The organism is Pseudoselenomonas ruminantium (genome assembly GCF_900142515.1).
Taxonomy (GTDB): domain Bacteria; phylum Bacillota; class Negativicutes; order Selenomonadales; family Selenomonadaceae; genus Selenomonas_A; species Selenomonas_A ruminantium_D.
In genome coordinates this window covers 14,642-35,187 of sequence record NZ_FRBC01000015.1, presented here as the reverse complement: position 1 = coordinate 35,187, position 20,546 = coordinate 14,642, and the positions used below count along the sequence as shown (strand labels likewise).

18 protein-coding genes are annotated in these 20,546 nt (G+C 53.6%); 17 read left to right on the top strand and 1 reads right to left on the bottom strand.

Annotated features, from left to right (window positions below; translation table 11 throughout):
* Nucleotides 1-60 precede the first annotated feature (60 nt).
* From BUB68_RS08585 to BUB68_RS08535, 11 genes are all read left to right on the top strand, one after another.
* A complete protein-coding gene (locus BUB68_RS08585) occupies nt 61-1,473 on the top strand; it encodes a monomethylamine:corrinoid methyltransferase (protein ID WP_073090144.1) in 1,413 nt (470 codons plus the stop codon).
* Nucleotides 1,474-1,500: 27 nt separating this feature from the next.
* Nucleotides 1,501-3,426, top strand: coding sequence for an ASKHA domain-containing protein (locus BUB68_RS08580; RefSeq protein WP_073090141.1), 1,926 nt, complete (start codon nt 1,501-1,503; stop codon nt 3,424-3,426).
* Between the two features lie 32 nt (nt 3,427-3,458).
* A complete protein-coding gene (locus tag BUB68_RS08575) occupies nt 3,459-4,370 on the top strand; it encodes a uroporphyrinogen decarboxylase family protein (protein WP_073090138.1) in 912 nt (303 codons plus the stop codon).
* Complete coding sequence (locus BUB68_RS08570) at nt 4,360-5,031, top strand: corrinoid protein (RefSeq protein WP_073090135.1); 672 nt, start codon at nt 4,360-4,362, stop codon at nt 5,029-5,031. The genes BUB68_RS08575 and BUB68_RS08570 overlap by 11 nt, the downstream gene beginning before the upstream one ends.
* 10 nt (nt 5,032-5,041) lie before the next feature.
* Nucleotides 5,042-6,064, top strand: a complete 1,023-nt coding sequence (locus tag BUB68_RS08565) for a uroporphyrinogen decarboxylase family protein (RefSeq protein WP_073090132.1) — start codon at nt 5,042-5,044, stop codon at nt 6,062-6,064.
* A 268-nt stretch (nt 6,065-6,332) separates the two neighbouring features.
* Complete coding sequence (locus BUB68_RS08560; RefSeq protein WP_178139498.1) at nt 6,333-7,499, top strand: M20 metallopeptidase family protein; 1,167 nt, start codon at nt 6,333-6,335, stop codon at nt 7,497-7,499.
* Nucleotides 7,500-7,529: 30 nt separating this feature from the next.
* Nucleotides 7,530-8,357: a MetQ/NlpA family ABC transporter substrate-binding protein gene (locus tag BUB68_RS08555; protein WP_073090127.1), complete on the top strand. Its 828-nt coding sequence runs from the start codon at nt 7,530-7,532 to the stop codon at nt 8,355-8,357.
* Between the two features lie 18 nt (nt 8,358-8,375).
* Nucleotides 8,376-9,452, top strand: a complete 1,077-nt coding sequence (locus BUB68_RS08550) for a methionine ABC transporter ATP-binding protein (protein WP_073090125.1) — start codon at nt 8,376-8,378, stop codon at nt 9,450-9,452.
* Entirely contained in the window at nt 9,403-10,080 is a 678-nt protein-coding gene (locus BUB68_RS08545; protein ID WP_073090122.1) for a methionine ABC transporter permease, read from the top strand. Before BUB68_RS08550 ends, BUB68_RS08545 begins: the two co-directional genes overlap by 50 nt.
* Nucleotides 10,081-10,099: 19 nt before the next feature.
* The gene (locus BUB68_RS08540) at nt 10,100-11,293 is read left to right on the top strand and encodes a trans-sulfuration enzyme family protein (RefSeq protein WP_073090120.1); all 1,194 of its coding nucleotides are present in this window, start codon (nt 10,100-10,102) and stop codon (nt 11,291-11,293) included.
* Between the two features lie 12 nt (nt 11,294-11,305).
* Nucleotides 11,306-12,103: a 4Fe-4S dicluster domain-containing protein gene (locus BUB68_RS08535; protein WP_143188133.1), complete on the top strand. Its 798-nt coding sequence runs from the start codon at nt 11,306-11,308 to the stop codon at nt 12,101-12,103.
* Nucleotides 12,104-12,195: 92 nt separating this feature from the next.
* On the opposite strand, the gene BUB68_RS08530 is transcribed toward BUB68_RS08535, so the two are convergent.
* On the bottom strand, nt 12,196-13,959 hold the full coding sequence (locus BUB68_RS08530) for an Rqc2 family fibronectin-binding protein (RefSeq protein ID WP_073090118.1): 1,764 nt from the start codon (nt 13,957-13,959) through the stop codon (nt 12,196-12,198).
* Between the two features lie 204 nt (nt 13,960-14,163).
* Here BUB68_RS08530 and rplS point away from each other — a divergent pair, with 204 nt between their 5' ends.
* From rplS to pepD, 6 genes are all read left to right on the top strand, one after another.
* Nucleotides 14,164-14,505, top strand: coding sequence for a 50S ribosomal protein L19 (gene rplS, locus BUB68_RS08525; protein WP_014424772.1), 342 nt, complete (start codon nt 14,164-14,166; stop codon nt 14,503-14,505).
* 83 nt (nt 14,506-14,588) lie between these two features.
* On the top strand, nt 14,589-15,110 hold the full coding sequence (gene lepB, locus BUB68_RS08520) for a signal peptidase I (RefSeq protein ID WP_073090115.1): 522 nt from the start codon (nt 14,589-14,591) through the stop codon (nt 15,108-15,110).
* A 16-nt stretch (nt 15,111-15,126) separates the two neighbouring features.
* Nucleotides 15,127-15,879, top strand: coding sequence for an exodeoxyribonuclease III (locus BUB68_RS08515; protein WP_073090114.1), 753 nt, complete (start codon nt 15,127-15,129; stop codon nt 15,877-15,879).
* Nucleotides 15,880-16,007: 128 nt separating this feature from the next.
* On the top strand, nt 16,008-17,828 hold the full coding sequence (gene typA, locus BUB68_RS08510) for a translational GTPase TypA (protein ID WP_073090212.1): 1,821 nt from the start codon (nt 16,008-16,010) through the stop codon (nt 17,826-17,828).
* Nucleotides 17,829-17,990: 162 nt separating this feature from the next.
* Nucleotides 17,991-18,554: a cell division protein SepF gene (locus tag BUB68_RS08505; RefSeq protein ID WP_081371930.1), complete on the top strand. Its 564-nt coding sequence runs from the start codon at nt 17,991-17,993 to the stop codon at nt 18,552-18,554.
* A 91-nt stretch (nt 18,555-18,645) separates the two neighbouring features.
* Nucleotides 18,646-20,094 (top strand): beta-Ala-His dipeptidase, encoded by a 1,449-nt coding sequence (gene pepD, locus BUB68_RS08500; RefSeq protein ID WP_073090112.1) that lies wholly within the window; start codon nt 18,646-18,648, stop codon nt 20,092-20,094.
* Nucleotides 20,095-20,546: the final 452 nt, after the last annotated feature.

Below are 20,546 nucleotides of genomic sequence, written 5' to 3'. Positions count from 1 at the left end.
ATCCGTGATTTAGATAAGAGTGCATAAGCACCAGTGTTTTGGGGAACGGAGGAAATGACTATGAGCCATGGTTCAAAAGGTAAATTCATCGAGTATTGGGGGCGCGGTGAGACTGGCCCCATCACCTTCCAGAAGGAATTTGACACGAAAGTATATTGGCCGAGACTGAAAGAACTCACCAAGAAATACGGCATTGAGTACGCTGAAGGCAAAGTGGTTCCTACGGACGATGACGAGCTGGATGCCATCTGGCAGGCCGGCAAGGAACTGCTCTTGGACGTGGGTATCCTGAATGTATCCACGGAACGGCGCATTCTCTTTACCGAAGAGGAAATCGACGCGGCTTTGGAAAACCTGCCCCGCAGCGTGACCTTAGGGGAAGGGCAGGACGCGATAACCATTCCGCACCGGGGCTTTGAGGATTACGACAACGGGCCAACCCCGGTGGGCACTATGGGCCGCATCTTAGGACCGATTTCCGATGACCTTTATGAGAAGATTGCCCTGTCCTATGCACAGGAACCTTTGGTGGATTATGTGCATTTCCAGGGCGTGAAGACGGAAATCAACGGGATACCCATCAAACCGGGTTCTCCCTTTGAAATGATGGCTGAACAGCAGCATGTGGCAGTCGTCAATGATATAAAACGGCGGGTGGGCCGTCCGGGACTTCCCGATGGCGGCTCCACGCCAGTGAATCTCCAGGCGGAAATGGCAGCAGCCAATCCCCTTTGGGGCGTGAAGAAGGGCGATGTGCGCCATGTCTACATCATGCCTCAGCTCAAGACGGACTATGACCAGATGAGCCGCGCTTATTTCTGGCATTCCTATGGCGCCAACATTTGGGGCATCTTGCAGGCTTATATCGGCGGTGCCGCCGGCGGCCCGGCAACTTCAGCCGTAAATGGCGTGGCCGACCTCCTGGCTTATGTGATGCTCTACGAGCCGACGCTTCTGGGCACTTGGCCGACCGATGCGCTCTATTTCAGCAACTCCAGCAAGTACGCCCTCTATGTGGCCAACTACGGCGGGGCGGCTTTCAGCAAGCACACCCACTTCCCGGCATTGGTCGGTGCCGCCTGGCAGATGACGGCAGGCATCAACAGTGAGGAATACTTCTGGGAGACGGCAGCCGGAGCTATTGGCAGTGCGACATTGGGCTTCTTGGTGGCTGGTGGCACGGGGCATCAGAGTGCAGGCCTCGACCAGGCTGGCGGCTTAGGCGCAAGATTTGCCGCCGAAGTGGGCAAGGCTGTGGGCAAAGCGCGGCTGACGCGTGTACAGGCCAATGAACTGGTCAACCGTATCCTGCCCAAGTATCAGCCGCTGATTGACAACCGCACCCTGCATACCGTGGGCGGGGACTTCCGCACGGCTTACGATTTGAAGACCGTACAGCCCAAGCCGGAATATCTGGCCATCTACAACAAGGTAAAGGCCGAGCTGCGTGAAATGGGCCTGCCCATCCAATAAGCAAGCCTGTGGAAAGGAGGGGATGATGTGGCGGATACCGTAGAGATTGTATTCCAACCCTCCGGCAGGCGGGGCAGAACGCTGGCAGGGACAACCCTGCTGGCGGCAGCCCAGGAGCTGGGGGTGGGCATTGAAGCCGTCTGTGGCGGCAAAGGTGTCTGCGGCAAATGCCGGGTTATCGTGGAAGAAGGCCGTTTTGAGAAACTGGGCATTGCATCCAGCCGGGGCCATGTGTCAGCGCTTTCGCCGGTGGAAGAAAAATTCTTCAGCCGGGAGGAGCTGGAGCGGGGCTACCGGCTGGCCTGCCTGGCCCAGGTTAATGCGGATTTGGTGGTGACGGTGCCCGAAGAAAGCCGCACGGCCAAGCAGGTGATCTTGGAACAGGGGAAGACGCGTGCTTACAGCCTCAATCCGGCGGTGAAGCAGTACAGCCTGACCATCGAGCCTGCTGCGCTGGACGATGCCCGGGATGACAGGCAGCGCCTGTTGGATGCACTGGCGCAGGTCTACGGACTGGAGAATCTGACCGTTGACTATACCGTACTCCGCGATTTGCCGCAGATTTTGCGCCAGCAGGACTGGCAAGTTACGGTCACGGTCTGGCAGGAGCAGGAAGTAATCCGGGTGGTGCCGGGCAGAGAAGCCGCCCCGAGTCTGGGCATCGCTATTGACATTGGCACCACTACGCTGGCGGCATTCCTCTGTGATCTGACCACAGGGGAGCTTCTGGGGCGGGCCTCCCGCATGAATCCGGAAATCGGCTATGGGGAAGACGTGCTGGCCCGCATATCCTATGCCATGAGCAATGAGGATGGCCGGGACAAGCTGCAGCAGGTCATGCTGAAGGCTATCAGCGAACTGGCTGCGGAGATGACGGCGAAGATTGGCCGCAAGCCCCTGGAGGTGGATGAAATGGTGCTGGTTTACAATACGGCCATGCACCATTTCACTTTGGGGCTGGAGCCGAAGTTCATGGGGCGTTCGCCCTTTGTACCGACGGTCAGTGAGCCTTTGGATATCAAGGCCAGGGATTTGGGAATTGCTATCAATCCTGCGGCCAATATCCATTCTCTGCCGGTGGAAGCGGGCTTTGTAGGGCCGGACAATGTGGCGGTGCTGCTGGCTGAGGAACCATATAAGAGCGACAAGGTAAAACTCATCATCGACATTGGTACCAATGGCGAGATTGATTTGGGCAATAAGGACAGGCTGTTATCCACCTCCTGTGCCACCGGCCCGGCGCTGGAAGGCGCTCAGATTGCCTTTGGCATGCGGGCGGCAGCCGGCGCCATCGAGCGGGTGGAGATAGACGCGGAGACCAAGGAACCCCGCTATAAGGTAATCGGACAGGAGACCTGGTATCCTGAATTGAAATTCACCGGTGCCCAAGGCATCTGCGGTTCCGGCATCATCGATGTGGTGGCGGCCCTCTATACGGCGGGCATCATTTCCAAGGCCGGCCGTATCAACGGCAGGCTGGAAACGCCCCGGGTGCGCAAGGATGAGAATGGCCGTCTGGAATATGTGCTGGCCTGGGCGGAGGAAACCGCCATCCATAAGGATATCACCATCAAGCAGGGAGATATCCGGGCCGTGCAGCTGGCCAAAGGAGCCATCTATACGGGGGCGAAATACCTGATGGAAAAATACGGCATTGAGCAGGTGGAAGAAGTCATCCTGGCCGGGGCTTTTGGCAGTTATATCAACAAGCAGAGTGCCCTGACCTTGGGACTGTTTCCCGACTGTGACCTGGATAACGTCAAGGCCGTGGGCAATGCCGCCGGGGATGGTGCCCGCATTGCCCTGTTGGATATCGACAAGCGCCGGGAGGCGGCCAGTGTCGCAAGGCAGGTGGAATTTGTGGAAACGGCGGTGGAGCCGGACTTCCAGACGCGTTTCATGGAAGCGCTGGCCATTCCCCATGCCAAGGATAGTTTCCCCCATCTGACATAGGGGAAATCCGATTGACGGGAAAGGAGGAGCCTATGAGAGAGGAGGATTTTCCCTGCCTGGGAGAGCCGGAACGCCCCATCACTGAAGACCTCTGCCGCAATGCCGGAGCAAGATATACCTCGGTGTTCAGCAAAGCGGAGGATATGGTGCGGGCGGCCTTGGAAGTCAAGCGTCTGAACCGCGATGTCTGGGTGAAGCTGCCCTTCTGTGTAACCATCGAGGCCGAGGCCCTGGGGGCGGAGGTATCCCTTAATTCTCTGTACGGCGTGCCGGCGGTTACCCGTTTCCGTTATGAGCGGCTGGCAGATATTGAGGAATTGCCTCATTTGGATTTTTCCCAGGGGCGGCTGGCGGAGGTCTTGCGGGCGGCTGCCATTTTGCAGGCCCGGGGAGAAAATATCATGTTGAATATCGAAGGCCCCTTTACCGTTTTAGGTCAACTGATTTCGGCCAAGGAAATATACAAGGGGCTTTACCGGCAGCCCGGAAAGCTCCATCAGATATGCGCCCGGATTGGCAAGGAGCTGGCCCGTTATGCCCAGGAGGCAGAAGACCATGGGGTAAGCCTGCTTTCCTATGCGGACCCCACGGTGGCCAGCAGTCTGGTCTCGCCGCAGATTTACCAACAGATCTGCGGCAGGATCTCCTGGGAAGTGCTGAAGGAAATGGAGGCGGCCACGCAAAGGGTAGCCATACATCTTTGCAATGTCACTTCGGTGGGCTTTGAAAAAGCCGGCTTTTGTACCTCGGATAAGATAGCATTTGATGTGCTGCAGCTGACTTATGGAGAAGCCTTGCTGGAAACTATCCATAAGTCCCGCGGGCGTTTTTGGGGGCATGGCTGCGTGCAGCGGTCTTACAGTCCTCTTTGCAATGGGGGCGTGTATCAATTACAGCTTAGGGAATCACTGGCTGATGAGGAGGAAAGAAATTATGGCAACTGAGCAGGAACTGCACCAGGGACTCTATGAGGCTGTGGTGGACATGGATGAAGACCGGGCGGCAGAACTGGCCCGCCAGGTGGTAGCAGAGGGTTACGATGCCTATGCGGCCATCGAAGATGGCCTTTCCCGGGGCATGGACAAGGTGGGGGAGCTTTATGAGCAGGAGGAATATTTCATCCCGGAACTGCTGCTCTGTTCCGATGCCATGTATGCGGGCATCGATATCCTGAAACCCCATATTGTCCGTCAGGAAAACAGCGAAAGACATGTGGTGGTCATTGGCGTGGTGGAAGGGGATACCCATGATATCGGCAAGAACCTCGTGAAGATCATGCTGGAAAGCGCCGGTTTTGAGGTTATCGACCTGGGGCGGGATATCAAGCCCCAGGCCTTCCTGCAGGCAGCCAAAGAGCATGAGGCCGAGATCATTGCCCTGTCCACCCTGATGACCACAGCCATGCCGGCCATGAAGGAGGTCATTGACCTGCTGGAAGAAATGCATCTACGGGAAAACTACAAGGTGGTCATTGGCGGCGGTCCCATCTCGCCAGGCTTTGCCAAGAAAATAAAAGCCGATGCCTATGCGGTGAATGCGGCTGAAGCCGCCCGCATTGCCAAGGAACTGGTGGGAATGGAAGAAAAGGTCAGACAGACGGCTTAGGAGGATACCTATGAATGAACTATCGCCGAAAGAAAGACTGGACCGGGTGCTGGCAGGAAAAACTGTTGACCGCCCGCCGGTCATCTGCCCCGGCGGCATGATGAACAGCGCTACCACCGATGTGATGGATGAATGCGGGTTGTTTTTCCCGGACGTGCATAAGAGTGCGGCGGACATGGCCAGGCTCTCCACGGCGGTGCAGCAGCGTACGGGTTTTGAGAACTTCGGTATTCCTTACTGCATGACCGTGGAAGCGGAAATCCTGGGCAGCGAGATCGATTTTGGCAATCACGACTGCGAACCCAAGATTGCCAAGGAATACTATGCACATAGCGCCGATGTCATCCAGCGTGATCCGAAGGAATTGGTGAAAGAGGGGCGGATTGCGGCTATTGCGGAGGCTGGTTTTGCCATCAGCCGGCAGCAGCCGGATATTCCCGTTATCGGCAGCCTCACGGGACCGGTATCTACAGCGGCTTCCATCGTAGACCCCATGGTGTTCCTGAAGGAGCTGCGGAAGGATAAGGAGAATGCCCATCGGGTGCTGGATTATGTGACGGATTTCCTGATCGAATATGCCCGGGTGCTGGTGGACAGTGGTTTTTCGGTGATCACCATTGCAGATCCCACGGCCACGGGAGAAATCCTTGGCCCCAAGATGTTCGGTGACTACGCCGTACCTTATCTCAACAAGCTGCTGGATGCCATCCATGCCATGGATACCAAGGCCATCGTGCATATCTGCGGGCGGCTGGACGCAGTGAAAAAACCATTGTCCGCTATCCGGGGGGATGCCATCAGCACCGATGCCATGGTCAATCTGCTAGATATCAAAGAGGTGCGGGATGGCGGTGTGGTCATGGGCAATGTCAGCACCTTTGCCCTGCAGCTGCAGACACCAGATGTGATACAGCAGGTGACGGAACGACTGGTGAACAATAAGATTGATATCATCAGCCCGGCCTGCGGCCTGTCTACCAAAACTCCGGTGCAGAATATTGCGGCCATGACAGGCACTGTAAAATACAGTTGAGGAAAAATTTTTGGGCAAATTTTGTTTACACCTATTGACATGATTGGTGTAATAGTGTAACATAAGGTCATCGTCAAGCGAGGAAACTGACTGGAAGAACCAGAGGTTTTGCATAGAAGCATTTTCTGTGCAAAACCTCTTTTTACTATGAACACTTAGCGAGTACAAGCCAAAGGCGCAGTGGGAGCTTAGTGTTCGTGTAAGGGCGCAGTGCGAAACACTGTTTCGCATGAAGCTTGGGTTTCCTGAAAGAAATGAGGTGACGGATATGCAGCATTGCGATAAAGAATTTGCCCGGGAGAGCCGTCGGTATCTCCATCAGTACCCGGAGCTCAGCGGGCAGGAATACGACACAGCCAAATTTATCCGGGAAAAGCTGCGGGAGTTTGGCATTGAGTATCAGGCTGTCGGGGAGACGGGGACTTATGGCTGGATAAAGGGCCATCAGGATAATGGCCGGAAGATCCTGCTGCGGGCGGATATCGATGCCCTGCCCATTGAGGAACAGACGGACCTTCCCTATAAATCCGTGAATCCCGGCATCATGCACGCCTGCGGCCATGATATCCATACAGCGGCGCTGCTGGCAGCGGCCAAGAAACTGGCAGAGTTGAAGGATAGCTTTTCCGGCACGGTGCTGCTGGCTTTCCAGCAGGCGGAGGAGTTTGGTCATGGCGCCCAGTATTTTCAGGAGCAGGGGCTGACCAAAGGTTACGATCGGGCCTTCGGGGTGCATATCGCGCCCGATGTGCCGGTGGGCAAGGTGGTGCTCTCGCGGAAAGCCGATGCGGCTTCCTGTGATTTCTTTCGCATCACCCTTACGGGCAGGAAGGCCCATACATCCAAGCCTCATCTGGGACGGGATGCCCTGCAGGCCGGGGCCTTGCTGGTGGGGGAAATCGCTAAGCTTCCCGGCAGGCTGCTGCCAGCCTCGGAGCCCATCAATATCGGCATCGGCACCTTTAAGGCGGGCACTTCCTACAATATCATAGCGGACCATGCCGTTATCGAAGGCAGTTTCCGGGCCTTTTCCGAAGACAGCCGCCAGCAGCTCAAGAAAAAGATCAGTGAGCTGGCTGACAGTGCGGGGCTCAGCTATGGCGTGCAGGTACTCTGCGAATACGATTGCTTTGCCCGGGCGCTGATTAACGATGAGACAGCCCGGCAGGAGGTGGCTCAAGTGGCCGCAAGCCTCCTGGGAAAAGACAAGGTGGAGATCAGCGAGGCACCCATTTTTGGCTTTGCCGGGGATGATTTTTCCGAATACCTGCAGGAAAGCCAAGGAGCTTATGCTCATGTGGGTGTCTATCCGGAAGGTTCTGCATCTGCCAGGGTGCTTCATAGCGAGAAGCTGGCACCGGCAGAAGAAGCGGTGGACATCGCCGCAGATTTGCATATTAATTACGCGCTGGAATACTTAGGGCGGAATGATTAATAGAAGAAAATTTGAAAGAGGGTTGATTTTATGAAGAAGTTAGCAAAGGGATTATTGCTTGCTCTGGTATTGGTAATCGGCGTGGTGGCCGCTGGCTGTGGGGACAGCAAGAGTGCTGACGTGCAGAAGGTGCGGATTGGCGTATCCAGTTCTGCCGAGGAAGTCATCTGGAAGCCCATCATCGACAAGTTCAAGGAGAAGAATGTGGACATAGAGCTGGTGGTCTTTACGGATTACACCCAGCCCAACGCAGCACTGGCCAATAAAGAAATCGAGCTTAATGCCTTCCAGCATTACAAGTTCCTGAACAATGAGATCAAGAAGCATGGCTATGAGATTACCGCTATCGGTGACACCATGCTGTCGGCTTTGAACCTCTATTCCAAGAATATCCATGATATCAAGGAAATCAAGCCAGGAGACAAGATTGCCGTGCCTAACGACACCGTAAACTTTGGACGTGCGCTGACTGTCCTGCAGGCTGCTGGCCTGATCCGCCTCAAGAGCACGGCAGGCACGACGCCGGAACTTTCCGATATCGAGGAAAACATCGCCAAGATTGAAATCGTGCAGGTGGATGCGTCCCAGACGGCCTCCCTGCTGCCGGATGTGACGGCGGCTATCGTCAACGGCAACTACGCCGTAGATGCTGGTTTGGACCCGGATAAGGATGCTATTTTCAAAGACGGTGTGGAATACTACAAAGGCAATGACTACTTCAATGTGATTGCCGCCAGAACGGAAGATAAGGATAAGGAACTCTACAAGGAAATTGTCAAAGCCTACCAGTCGGATACGACCAAGGAAATCTACAAGAAGGATTTCCACGGCCAGTATATTCCCGCCTGGGAGCGCTGATGAAATGAGGTGGCAGGGATGATTGTACTGAAAGATATCAACAAGACATTCAAGCTGAAAGATAAGGAGGTCACGGCGGTTCGCGATGTGAACCTGACCATTGAGGATAAGGAGATTTATGGCATTATCGGTTTCTCCGGGGCTGGTAAATCCACCCTGGTGCGCTGCATCAATCTTTTGGAGCGTCCTACCTCCGGCCGCGTCATTGTGGGCGGTGTGGATATGCTGACATTATCTCCGAAGGAATTGCGGGAACAGCGCAAGAAAATCGGCATGATTTTCCAGCAGTTCAATCTGATGCCCTCCCGTACCGTGGCGCAGAATGTTGCCCTGCCCATTGAAAACAGCGGTTTATCCAAAGAAGAGATTGCCCGGAAGGTAAATGAACTGCTGGCTTTTGTGGAGCTGGAGGACCGGGCGGCAGCCTATCCTTCCCAGCTTTCCGGCGGGCAGAAGCAGCGGGTGGCTATTGCCAGAGCGCTGGCTACTGACCCGGAAATCCTGCTCTGCGATGAGGCCACCAGTGCCTTGGACCCCCAGACCACGAAATCCATTTTGAAACTCCTGGCCCGGCTGAATACGGAGCTGGGCATCACTGTGGTGGTCATCACCCATGAGATGGATGTCATCAAGAAACTCTGCCATCGGGTGGCGGTCATGGAACATGGACGGGTGGTGGAGGAAAACACCGTGTATTCGCTCTTTGCTCATCCCGTGCAGGAAATCACGCGCAACTTCATCCATACCACTTCCAATCTGTCGGAAATCTATCAGCTTATTGAGGACAAGACCGAGATCGTGGCGCTTGACCATGATGAACAGCTGGTAAAGATGCGCTATCAGGAAACCAATGTATCGGAGCCCCTGATTTCGTATATTTCCAGGAAATTCGAGGTGACGGTGAATATCCTGTTCAGTGATGTGGAGCTGGTCGAGGGGAAACCTTTGGGCGGCACCGTGGCCATCATCAAGGGAGGCAGAGGCCAGTTGAAGCAGGCCTTGAAATATGTGAGCCAGCGTAATGTGGATGTGGAGGTAATCAAAGATGGAACTGCTGAATCTGTTGTTTCCAAACCTTATGCAGAAATTGCCTGAGTTCTATCAGGCGATTATCGATACTTTCGTGATGGTGGGAATTTCCGGGGGCATATCCTTTGTTTTGGGCATCATTCTCGGGGTGACCTTGATCGTCACCCAGCCCGGCGGCATATTGGAACGCCGGGAGGTCTATCAGTTCATCGACAAGGCCATCAATACCTTCCGTTCCATTCCCTTCATTATCTTATTGACATTGCTCCTGCCCGTCACCAGGATCGTGGTGGGCACGGGCATTGGTGTGAAGGGCGCCATCATCCCGCTGGTCTTTGGCATTGTGCCCTTCTTCTCCCGGCAGGTGGAATCGGCGCTGACGGAAATCGGCACCGGGGTTATCGAAGCAGCGCAGGCCATGGGGCTTAGTCCCTGGGAAGTGATCTTCAAGGTCTATCTGCGGGAAAGCATTGCGCCTTTGGTGCGGGCTACGACACTTACCACCATCAGCCTGATTGGCCTCACGGCCATGGCCGGGGCGGTAGGAGCTGGCGGTCTCGGTGACTTTGCCATCCGCTATGGCCACAACCGCTTTCAGGAGGATGTGACTGTGGGCACGGTCATCGTGCTGGTGGCTATCGTCTGCCTGATCCAGTTCCTGGGCAACCGGCTGGCCGCGAAGAACACACATTGATTACGCAGGGGGAATGAATATGGGAAAAAATCTGAATACCAGTCTGAATCATACCGGGGATGGGCAGTTCTACAAGCAGGTAGCCAAATCTTCCTCCGTGCCGGAGGTGCTGCCCATCTACCGTACTTCGGTCTTTGCCTTTGATGATGTGCCTTCGGTGGACCGCATCTATGAGGGGGAGGATGATGGCTATATCTACAGCCGCATCAAGCATCCCAACACGGAGGCGGTGAGCGAGATCATTGCCGCCGCTGATGAGACGGAAGCCGCCCTGGTGTTTTCATCGGGCATGTCGGCCATTGCCCTGAGTATCCTGACCTTTGTGCAGCAGGGCGACCATATCATTTCCTCGCCGGTGCTCTATGGCGGCGTCCATGATTTTTTAGCGAACGAACTGGCCCGGTTCGGTGTCAGCGTGACCTTCGTGGATTTCCTGCATGAAAATATCGCAGACTTTATCCGGCCGGAGACGAAACTCATCTATACGGAATCCATCTGTAATCCTTTGATGGAAGTACCGGACTTGACTGCGGTGGCCAAAACAGCTCATGAGCATGACCTGCTCTTTTTAGTGGACAACACCTTTGCCACGCCGGTGGTGGTCAAACCCGCGGCCTTGGGGGCTGATGTGGTGCTCTACAGTGCTACGAAATATCTGGGCGGCCATAGTGATATCGTGGGCGGCGCTGCGGCAGGCTCGCAGGAACTTATCGATAAGATCCATAAGACACTGACTCTTTACGGGGCGGTGCTGGGAGCCGAGGATAGCTGGCTGCTGGCCCGGAGCCTGCGCACCCTGAATCTCCGGGTGACGGCGCATTCCCGCAATGCCCTGCAGGTGGCAGAGTTCCTGGAAAAACATCCCAAGATCGAGAAGGTCTTTTATCCCGGCCTGCCCTCATCACCCAGCTACAAGCGGGCCACGGCCCAGTTTGCCCCGGGGCTTTACGGCGGCATGCTGAGCTTTAATCTCAAAGGTGGCGAGCAGGAGGCGGCTACTGTTATCCGGGAACTGCCGACAATCAAATACGTACCCAGCCTGGCGGGGACGGCTACCACGCTTTCCTATGCGGCCAAGACCTCCCATCGCTTTTATCCGCCGGCGGACCTGGCGGCGGCAGGCATTACCTTAGGGCAGCTGCGCCTGTCTGTGGGGCTGGAACAGGTGGAAGACATCATCGCAGAACTCGATGCAGCATTGGCAAAGATTTGAGGAGGAATGGATATGCCCAGGTCAGACCGGGTTAAGCTGAAGGAAAAGATCAAACGCCGGGCCAAGGCCATGGATATCAATATGCTGGGGATAGCTCCTGTGGAACGCTGGGAGCAGGAGCCTCATCAGAGTCCGGACTTCTGGCCCCAGAACATCTGGCCCTGGAGCCGCAATGTCATCGTCATGGGCATGCAGATCTTTCCTTCGATGATTGAGACAACCCCTTCCGTAGTTTATTCGGAGTTATATAATACGACCAACCGTCTGTTGGATCATGCCGCCTATCGCATCGCGAACTTTCTCAATGAGGAAGGTTACCGGGCCCATTTCTTTCCCCGGGATTGCTACGGGGATATATCGGCGCTCGTGAAGCGGCCCGAAGCGGCTTTTTCCCAGGTATTGGCGGGGCTTTATGCGGGATTGGGCACGGTGGGCATGAACCACACCCTGCTGACGAAGAAATACGGCTCCCGCATCCGGCTGGTGTCCGTGATTACGGACGCCGACCTGCCCGCAGATAAGATGCTCAAAGAAGATATCTGCCTGGGCTGCAAGATCTGCGTCAAGGCCTGTCCCATGCAGGTGTTCTCCCCAGTCAAGGGGCAGATCATCGCCCGCATGGATAAGCATAAATGTGCACTCTGCCATCAGCGGCTCAAACAGGAGTTCCATTATCCCTGCGGTCGCTGCATTGCCGCCTGTCCGGTAGGCGAGGATAAGGGCAGATATGGAAAGGAGGCGATCAGCAAAAAAGGCATCTTGCATTGCCGGGATTTCGGCGCTGCAGATGCCGGTCAGGTTATAGCCTGATATACACTCTCCTGCTTATTCCCTGAGGAACGTACGAACGGATATCGGTTTTGTAGTTCCTTAGGGGAATTTTTTTGCATTTCGTTGTTTATTCATTGCTGAGGATCCTGGGCCAGGATGGGGGCCAGTTCCTGTTCATCGGGAGTGATATATAAAGTTTTCTGGTTGGTGAAGATCACAAAGCCCGGTTTGCTGCCGGAAGGTTTCTTGACGTAGCGGATTTCCGTATAGTCCACGGGAACCTTGGAAGAACCCTGTGCCTTGCTGAAATGGGCGGCGAGGCTGGCGGCTAGCAGGATATTGTCCTCGCTAAGTTCTTCGCCGCCATTGCGTACGATCACATGGGAGCCGGGGATATTCTGGGTATGGAACCAGGTATCGTTGAAGCTGGCGGTCTTGCAGGTCAGCTTATCGTTCTGGTAGTTGTTCTTGCCCACGAGAATCTGCAGGCCATCCGGCGTGGTGAAACGGAAGGGATGGGAGGGCTTGTCATTGTTCTTGCGCTTGAGTTTTTCCCGCAGATAACCGCCTTCCACGAGTTCATTATGGATTTCGGCAATTTCGCCAAGGCTGGATGAAGCGGAGAGGGAAGCTTCAATGCTTTCGAGGTAGCTGATGGAGGCTTCGCATTCCTGCCGCTGTACCTGCAGGAGTTCCTGCGCCCGCTTGAGCTTGTCATATTTCTTATAGCAGAGCTGCATATTCTGGATGATGGTGAAGCGCTGGTCTAAGGAAATCGTGATTTCCTCACCGGTTTCACTGTAAATATTGGCCACGGTGATTTCGGCATCTTCATGGTCATTATATTGGTATTGATAAGTCATGAGATTGTCGCCTTTGATTTTATATTCCTCGGCATTTTCCGCGGCGGCAATCTCTTCATCTAATTTTACCAGTTTGTTTTCTGCCCGATGCAGTTCGTTTTTGACCAATTTCTTGAAGCGATCTTTGTCGGGGAGTACGTAGCTGCCGGCCAGTGCATTGGCTTTTTCCAGCATGGCGCTGATGGTATCAAAGTCCAGTGTGACAGCCTGCGGCAGGTAATGGAGGGGGAAGGAGGCCATGGCCAGCACTTTCTGGTTTTCGTCCAGCAGGATCACCGGTTTTGTTCCTTCGTTGGTGGCGGCCTGACGGATTTCGTCCAGTGCTGTTTCTATGGAATGAAAGTCAGCTTCGTCCAGCGTATGCATTCTGGTACTCGGGGCAAAGCCGGCACAGAAGCAGACTTCCTTGGCAGATACGGGGCCAAAGCCCATGCAGGCACCTAAGATAGCCTTGTCGAGACGTTCTTCCTGGTCTGCTTCCTTGATCCGCGCCATGACCTGAGCCAGATCCGTGGTGAAGAGGTCGAGTTTATCCTGTCCGGGTGGCAGTTCATAAGTATCGCCGGGCAGTACCGTGCGCACACGGCTGCTGTTGTTGCCAATCTTGCGCAGGGCATCGATGATGACACCATCCTGTACGAGGATGATGTTGCTGTACTTGCCCATGAGTTCCATGACCAGCGTTTTGGTCACAATCTTGCCGCCAGCAGCGATGGAGTCGATATCCATCAGGATCAGGCGGTCGAGACCGTGCTGGCGGATAGCGGCAATGCGGCCGGTTTCCAGCTGTTTCCTGAGCACCATGCAGAATACTGGCGGTTCCGGCGGATTTTCCAGATTCTTCTCCATGATATGAGCGGCAGGATTCTGGGAATTGATGCTGATATGCAGCTGATGATTTTGTCCCGGCTGCCGGATGGACAGGATGATGGATTGTTTATTGGGTTGGGTTATCTTATCGATGCGGCCGCCTGCGAGCTGGTCATTCAGCTCACGAACCAGAGGTCGCATGGAAAAGCCGTCAAGACTCATAGTTGTTCTCCTTGTTTTCTTCCATAAAATATAGACTGACTACAATTATACCTCCCGATCAGGGGCGGGTCAAATCTTGTGAAAAAATATTTTCTCAAGGTATTGATAGGGGATTTTTTTTATGGTAAACTATCTAGGTATGTGGGCGGTCCTCTGAGTTGGCATGAGCCAGCCACGAACGTCTGGTTAAGGAGGAAAATAAAAATGAACATCATCGAGACTCTGGAGAAAGAACAGCTCCGCAGCGACATTCCCGTTTTTGCACCTGGCGACAAGGTTCGCGTACATGCAAAGATCGTCGAAGGTAACCGTGAGCGTATTCAGGTATTCGAAGGCCGCGTAATCGCTCGTCAGGGCGTTGGCGTTCGTGAGACTTTCACCGTTCGTCGTATTTCCTACGGCATCGGCGTAGAACGTCTGTTCCCGGTTCATTCTCCGCGTATTGCTAAGATTGAAGTTGTTAGCCGCGGTGTTGTCCGTCGTGCAAAACTTTATTATCTGCGCAACCTTACGGGTAAAGCTGCTCGTATCAAAGAAAAACGCTAATCTGCGTAACGGTAGGGACTGCTTCCGAGCAGTCCCTACTTTTTGCGTAAGATAAGCAAATACAAAAAGAGGAGGAACCCTTTATGAGTTCATTAGGCGAAGAAGCAAAGGATTGGCTGATTTCCATCGTCATTGCGGTGGTATTGGCTTTCTTTATCCGCGAGTTCATCGTGGAATTATATATCGTGGATGGCCCGTCCATGCGGCCGACGCTCCAATCTCAGGAACGGCTGGTGGTCAATAAGTTTATCTACAACTTCCGTGAGCCTCAGAAAAATGAGATTCTCGTGTTTGAATATCCCCGTGACAGGAGCCGTGATTTCATCAAGCGTGTGATTGCCACGGCTGGTGATACCATCGAAATCAAGGCGGGCAAGGTCTTTGTCAATGACCAGCTCCTGAATGAGGATTATATCCTGGAACCGACTCGTAGCGAATATCCGAAATCCACAGTACCGAAAGGCACGGTCTTCGTGATGGGGGATAACCGCAATAACTCCGAGGACAGCCGCTTTGCCGATGTGGGCTTTGTGCCGCTGGATCTCATCAAGGGCAAGGCTATGCTGGTATTCTGGCCAGTGGGACAGTTCAAGACGTTGCCGTAATGGGGAGGCGTAGACGATGAAGTTAATTTCCTGGAATGTCAATGGCCTGCGGGCCTGTCTGAAAAAGGGATTTATGGAGTCATTCTGCAAGCTGGACGCTGATGTGTTCTGCCTGCAGGAAACGAAGATGCAGCCGGAACAGGCGATTTTGGACCTGCCGGGCTATAAGCAGTACTGGAACAGCGCCGAGAAAAAAGGCTATTCCGGCACGGCGGTGTTCTCCCGCATCGAGCCGCTGAACGTCACCTATGGTCTGGGCATCGAGGAACATGACCATGAAGGCCGGGTAATCACCCTGGAGTTTCCCGAAATGTTTGTGGTGACGGTTTATACGCCTAATTCCAAGCGGGAGTTGGAGCGCCTTTCCTACCGCATGGAATGGGAGGACGCTTTCCGGGAATATTTAATGAAGCTGGATGAAAAGAAGCCCGTGGTCATTTGTGGGGATTTGAATGTGGCCCATCAGGAGATTGACCTCAAGAACCCCAAGACAAATCATCATAATGCTGGTTTTACGGATGAGGAACGGACAAAGTTTGGCGAGCTTCTGGAAGCTGGCTTTATCGATACCTTCCGCACCCTGTATCCGGAGCGTACGGGGATCTACACCTGGTGGTCCTATCTCAGGAAAGCCCGGGATACCAACGCCGGATGGCGCATTGATTATTTCGTGGCTTCCAAGCGCATGCAGGAAAAGATCAAGGATGCGACCATCCACAATGAGATTTTCGGCAGCGACCACTGCCCAGTTGGGCTGGAACTGGAATAATGTCAGAAAATCCTTGACAGGGAAGGCGCCTTAGGATAAAATTTGTATGTTATGTTGAGTTGAAGTGAGGATACATTTTTGTATCCTTTCTTGTTTTATATTAGGAGGCAGATTACACTAAAATGAGTATGACGACCAATGAAAATTTGAGAAACATTGCCATTATCGCTCACGTTGACCATGGTAAGACGACCTTGGTTGATGGCATGCTGAAGCAGAGCCATGTGTTCCGTTCCAACGAGCAGGTTGCTGAACGTGTCATGGACTCCGGCGACATCGAGCGCGAGCGCGGCATCACGATCCTGTCCAAGAACACGGCTGTTATGTATAACGGTGTCAAGATCAACATCGTGGATACCCCGGGCCATGCTGACTTCGGCGGCGAAGTTGAGCGTGTTCTTAACATGGTTGACGGCGTTGTACTGCTGGTAGATGCCTTTGAAGGCCCGATGCCTCAGACGAAGTACGTTCTGCGTAAGGCTTTGGAACAGAAGCTGAAGCCGATCGTGGTTATCAACAAGATTGATAAACCGAACCAGCGTGTGGATGATGTCTATGATGAAGTTCTCGAACTTTTCATGGAACTGGATGCTGATGATGATCAGCTCGATTTCCCGGTTATCTATGCTACGGCTCGTGATGGTATTGCCAAGTACAGCATGGATGATGACAATGACAACCTGCAGCCGCTGATGGAAACCATCGTCAAGGAAATCCCGGCTCCCCATGGTGATCCGGACGCTCCTCTGCAGATGATGGTTACCACGCTGGAATCCGATGCTTTCGTAGGCCGCGTGGCTATCGGCCGTATCATCCGCGGTACGGCAAAACCGAATCAGGCAGTTGCCATCATCAATGGTGACCAGGAGACCAAGGCTCGTATCGGCAAGGTATTCACCTATCAGGGCCTGCAGCGTGTAGAATCCGAGGCAGCTGGCATGGGTGAGATTGTTGCCCTGACTGGTCTCGGTGATGTATCCATCGGTTACACCGTAGCAGATGCAGAAAATCCGGAAGCTCTGCCGACCATCAACATCGATGAGCCGACTCTGTCCATGACTTTTGGTGTCAACACGAGTCCGTTTGCTGGCCGTGAAGGTCAGTTCGTAACGTCCCGTCACCTCCGTGACCGTCTCTTCAAGGAAATCGAGACCAACGTGGCCATGAAGGTTGAAGAAACGGATTCCGCCGATGTATTCAAGGTTTCTGGCCGTGGTGAGCTGCATCTCTCCATCCTGATCGAAACCATGCGCCGTGAAGGCTATGAACTGCAGGTTGGTAAGCCGGAAGTTGTATACAAGACCATCAACGGCCAGCTCTGCGAACCAATCGAGAACCTGACGGTTGAAGTGCCGCAGGAATACATGGGCGCTGTTATGGAAGGCCTCGGCACCCGTAAGGCTGAGCTCACGAACATGACGGAGACGGCTGGTTACATGCGCCTCGAGTTCACGATTCCGGCCCGTGGCCTGATTGGTTTCCGTTCCGAGCTCCTCACGAGCACGAAGGGTAACGGTATCATGAACCATGTGTTCCATGGCTATGCTCCGTACAAAGGCGACATCCCGGGCCGTACCCGTGGTTCTCTGGTTGCTTTCGAACAGGGCGAAACCACTGGTTATGGTATCTTCTCCCTGCAGGATCGCGGCGTGATGTTCATCGAGCCGGGCGAGCAGGTCTATGAAGGCATGATCGTTGGTGAGAACTCCCGCGATAACGATATCGATATCAACCCCTGCAAGAAGAAGAACGTATCCAACATGCGTACGTCTTCCTCTGATGAGGCAATCCGCCTGACGCCGCCGAGAATCCTTTCTCTGGAACAGGCTATTGAATACATCAACAATGATGAAATGGTAGAAGTTACGCCGGAACACATCCGTCTGCGTAAGACTATCCTGGACCGTACGGTACGTGGTCGTGCAGCCAAAAATGCTCGTAAGGGCTAATTCTTTCGATTGAAAAAAATTCCTGCTGAAAATATTTTTCGGCAGGAATTTTGCATTTTAGAAAGAACTATGGTATCATAGGATAAGTTAAATGGAATTAGTTGTTGATGTATTTGACTACGAGTGAAATAAACTACTAAATTACTGGAAGGACGATTGAAGATGGGGGCAGTGTCAAAGATTACAGACAAGTTGATGGGATTGGCGGATCTCATAATGCCTATTCCTGAAGAGGACGAGATTGATTACGCAGAAGAAGCGGAGGAAGAGGCAAAAGCAGCCAAACAGCAGCAGAAGTCAGCAAAGGCCAACCGTCAGAGTACTGCAGCAAGCACCAGCTATGCAGAGGAATACAAGGTGGCCAATGGTGACCCCATTCGCGTGGAACGTTCCAGCTATATGCAGGAGCCGGTTTTCCGTCAGAAGAAAAAGCAGCCGCAGCTGACTGTGCATACTACGAAGCAGCCGCAGCTCAAGATGCAGATCTTTGCACCGAAGAACTTTGACCAGGTGACGGCGATTGCGGATGATCTCAAGGCTGGCAAAGCATGCGTGGTGAATTACGAACAGATTGAGGCTCTGGAACAGCGCCGTATTTGTGATTTCGTGAACGGCGTGTGCTATGTTCTGGATGGTTCGGCAAAACGCATTTCCAATCAGATTATGCTCTATGTGCCCAATGGGGTGGATGTGGCAGAAGCCATGACTTTGGCACTGAAGGATTGATAGCTGCCCGTAGATAATTTAGTTATTAGTTAGACCAGGCAGTCCTGTGGGGATTGTCTGGTCTATTTCTATGTATAAAGGTGGAGATATTATGGAACAGAACAACGAGATTTTAGAAGGCGTATTAGCAGAATTTGCCAAACTTGCCGCGATTCCCCGCAAGTCTGGTCATGAACAGGCTGTCAGTGATTTCCTGAAAGGTTATCTGCAGGAATTGGGGCTGAAAGTGACACAGGACGAGAAAAATAATATCATCGCCGATAAGGCCGCCTGCCCGGGCTTTGAACAGGCACCGCTTACCATCCTGCAGGGGCATATGGATATGGTCTGCGTAGCTGCTGAAGGCGTGGATTTTGACCCGCTCAAGGATGCCATCAAGCTGGTGCGCGATGAGAAATTCCTGCGGGCTGATGGTACGAGCCTGGGTGCTGATGATGGCATTGGCGTGGCTGAAGCTATTTACATCATGAAGAATGCCAAAGATCATGGCCCTCTGCGCATGATTGTGACGGTAGATGAAGAACAGGGCATGACGGGGGCCATCCATCTGGATGCTAAGCACCTGCAGGACGCCAAATTCCTCATCAACTGTGATTCAGAAAACTATGATGAACTGACCGTTGGCAGTGCCGGCAGTGTCAATCTTGATTTCACCCGTGAGGTGAAGTGGGTGAAACCGGAATTGTCTGCAAGCTGGCAGATTGAAGTCAAGGGCCTCTTAGGCGGCCATTCTGGCGAGCGCATCGGCGACGGCCGGGGCAATGCCATCCGCACGCTGGCCATGACGTTGGCAGAGCTGTCCGGAGTTGGTGAAGTGGAACTGGCAGCTTTCAATGGCGGCAAGGCCCGCAATGCCATCCCTGATGATGCCCGTATGACGATTGTTACGGATTTGGACAAAGAAGCGATTGAAAAGGTTCTCAAGGATCAGCAGGAGCGTTTCAACAAGATGTATGGCAGCGTAGATCCGCATGCACAGTTCGTGTTGACCGGCGTGGCTGCACCGGAACAGGTCATGACGGCCGGTGATAAGACGCGTCTGATTCGCCTGCTGACCATCCTGCACACGGGCACTTTCGCCATGTCCACAGTAATTCCGGGCCTGGTGGAGACTTCCGCTAATCTGGGTGTGGTTGAAACGACGGACACGGAAGTGAAAATCCAGTATTTCCCGCGTTCTGCTGTAGATCAGAAGCTTGATGAGTTCCGTTTCATGGCTGAGGAATGGGGAGCACTGACGGGCTTCACGGCGCATATCGGCACACAGTCCCCAGGTTGGAAGGAAAACAAGGACAGCAAGCTGGCGAAAATCATGGCGGATACCTTCAAGAAACAGAACGGCAAGGATATGAAGGTGGAAACCATCCATGCTGGCCTCGAATGCGGCTGGCACTTCCGCAAGAATCCGCAGCTCGATATGGTGTCCATCGGTGTGACTACCATGGATATCCACAGCCCCAAGGAACGCCTGCTGCTGGAAACGGTCAAACCACAGGTGGATCTGATTGTAGAAACCTTGCACGAGATTGCAAAGTTGTAAAAGAGAATATTAAAGGTTTGTGAAATAACTCCTTAAAAAGTTCGTTGCCAGAAGGATATGCTCCCCCTATGAGATGCAGTAAAGCATGATATTGTTCTCATAGGGGGAGCAGTTCATTCATAACGTGCCAACGGAATTTTTTCGACAATTGCAGTTTGTAGTTTAGTTCGTGCTGAAGGTATCCCGTTCATACGCAGCAGGGGGTCACGGGGGAGTGCTTTTTCTGTTTCCGCTAAACGACCCTCCCTGTAAGGTTAGAGATGTTTAGCTGGATTGCGCCGGGCAGGCCAGCGGCGCGTCTTTCAGCGTGCTCTTTAGCTGCTGCCTGCGTCGGGCCGGTCTTCGCTGCGCTCAGACGGTCGCTCCCACAGAAAAAGCACTCCCCCGTTCGCCCCCCCGTCACGATTTTGGCAATTGACACGAACTCGGTTCTCCTGTAACAAGAACATCGA

What these genes read in the sequence shown, in the direction of transcription:
- BUB68_RS08585 (WP_073090144.1), top strand. Translation starts at nt 61, where the DNA reads ATGAGCCATGGTTCAAAAGGTAAATTCATCGAGTATTGGGGGCGCGGT.
- BUB68_RS08575 (WP_073090138.1), top strand. Translation starts at nt 3,459, where the DNA reads ATGAGAGAGGAGGATTTTCCCTGCCTGGGAGAGCCGGAACGCCCCATC.
- BUB68_RS08570 (WP_073090135.1), top strand. Translation starts at nt 4,360, where the DNA reads ATGGCAACTGAGCAGGAACTGCACCAGGGACTCTATGAGGCTGTGGTG.
- BUB68_RS08565 (WP_073090132.1), top strand. Translation starts at nt 5,042, where the DNA reads ATGAATGAACTATCGCCGAAAGAAAGACTGGACCGGGTGCTGGCAGGA.
- BUB68_RS08560 (WP_178139498.1), top strand. Translation starts at nt 6,333, where the DNA reads ATGCAGCATTGCGATAAAGAATTTGCCCGGGAGAGCCGTCGGTATCTC.
- BUB68_RS08555 (WP_073090127.1), top strand. Translation starts at nt 7,530, where the DNA reads ATGAAGAAGTTAGCAAAGGGATTATTGCTTGCTCTGGTATTGGTAATC.
- BUB68_RS08550 (WP_073090125.1), top strand. Translation starts at nt 8,376, where the DNA reads ATGATTGTACTGAAAGATATCAACAAGACATTCAAGCTGAAAGATAAG.
- BUB68_RS08545 (WP_073090122.1), top strand. Translation starts at nt 9,403, where the DNA reads ATGGAACTGCTGAATCTGTTGTTTCCAAACCTTATGCAGAAATTGCCT.
- BUB68_RS08540 (WP_073090120.1), top strand. Translation starts at nt 10,100, where the DNA reads ATGGGAAAAAATCTGAATACCAGTCTGAATCATACCGGGGATGGGCAG.
- BUB68_RS08535 (WP_143188133.1), top strand. Translation starts at nt 11,306, where the DNA reads ATGCCCAGGTCAGACCGGGTTAAGCTGAAGGAAAAGATCAAACGCCGG.
- BUB68_RS08530 (WP_073090118.1), bottom strand. Translation starts at nt 13,959, where the DNA reads ATGAGTCTTGACGGCTTTTCCATGCGACCTCTGGTTCGTGAGCTGAAT.
- rplS (WP_014424772.1), top strand. Translation starts at nt 14,164, where the DNA reads ATGAACATCATCGAGACTCTGGAGAAAGAACAGCTCCGCAGCGACATT.
- lepB (WP_073090115.1), top strand. Translation starts at nt 14,589, where the DNA reads ATGAGTTCATTAGGCGAAGAAGCAAAGGATTGGCTGATTTCCATCGTC.
- BUB68_RS08515 (WP_073090114.1), top strand. Translation starts at nt 15,127, where the DNA reads ATGAAGTTAATTTCCTGGAATGTCAATGGCCTGCGGGCCTGTCTGAAA.
- typA (WP_073090212.1), top strand. Translation starts at nt 16,008, where the DNA reads ATGACGACCAATGAAAATTTGAGAAACATTGCCATTATCGCTCACGTT.
- BUB68_RS08505 (WP_081371930.1), top strand. Translation starts at nt 17,991, where the DNA reads ATGGGGGCAGTGTCAAAGATTACAGACAAGTTGATGGGATTGGCGGAT.
- pepD (WP_073090112.1), top strand. Translation starts at nt 18,646, where the DNA reads ATGGAACAGAACAACGAGATTTTAGAAGGCGTATTAGCAGAATTTGCC.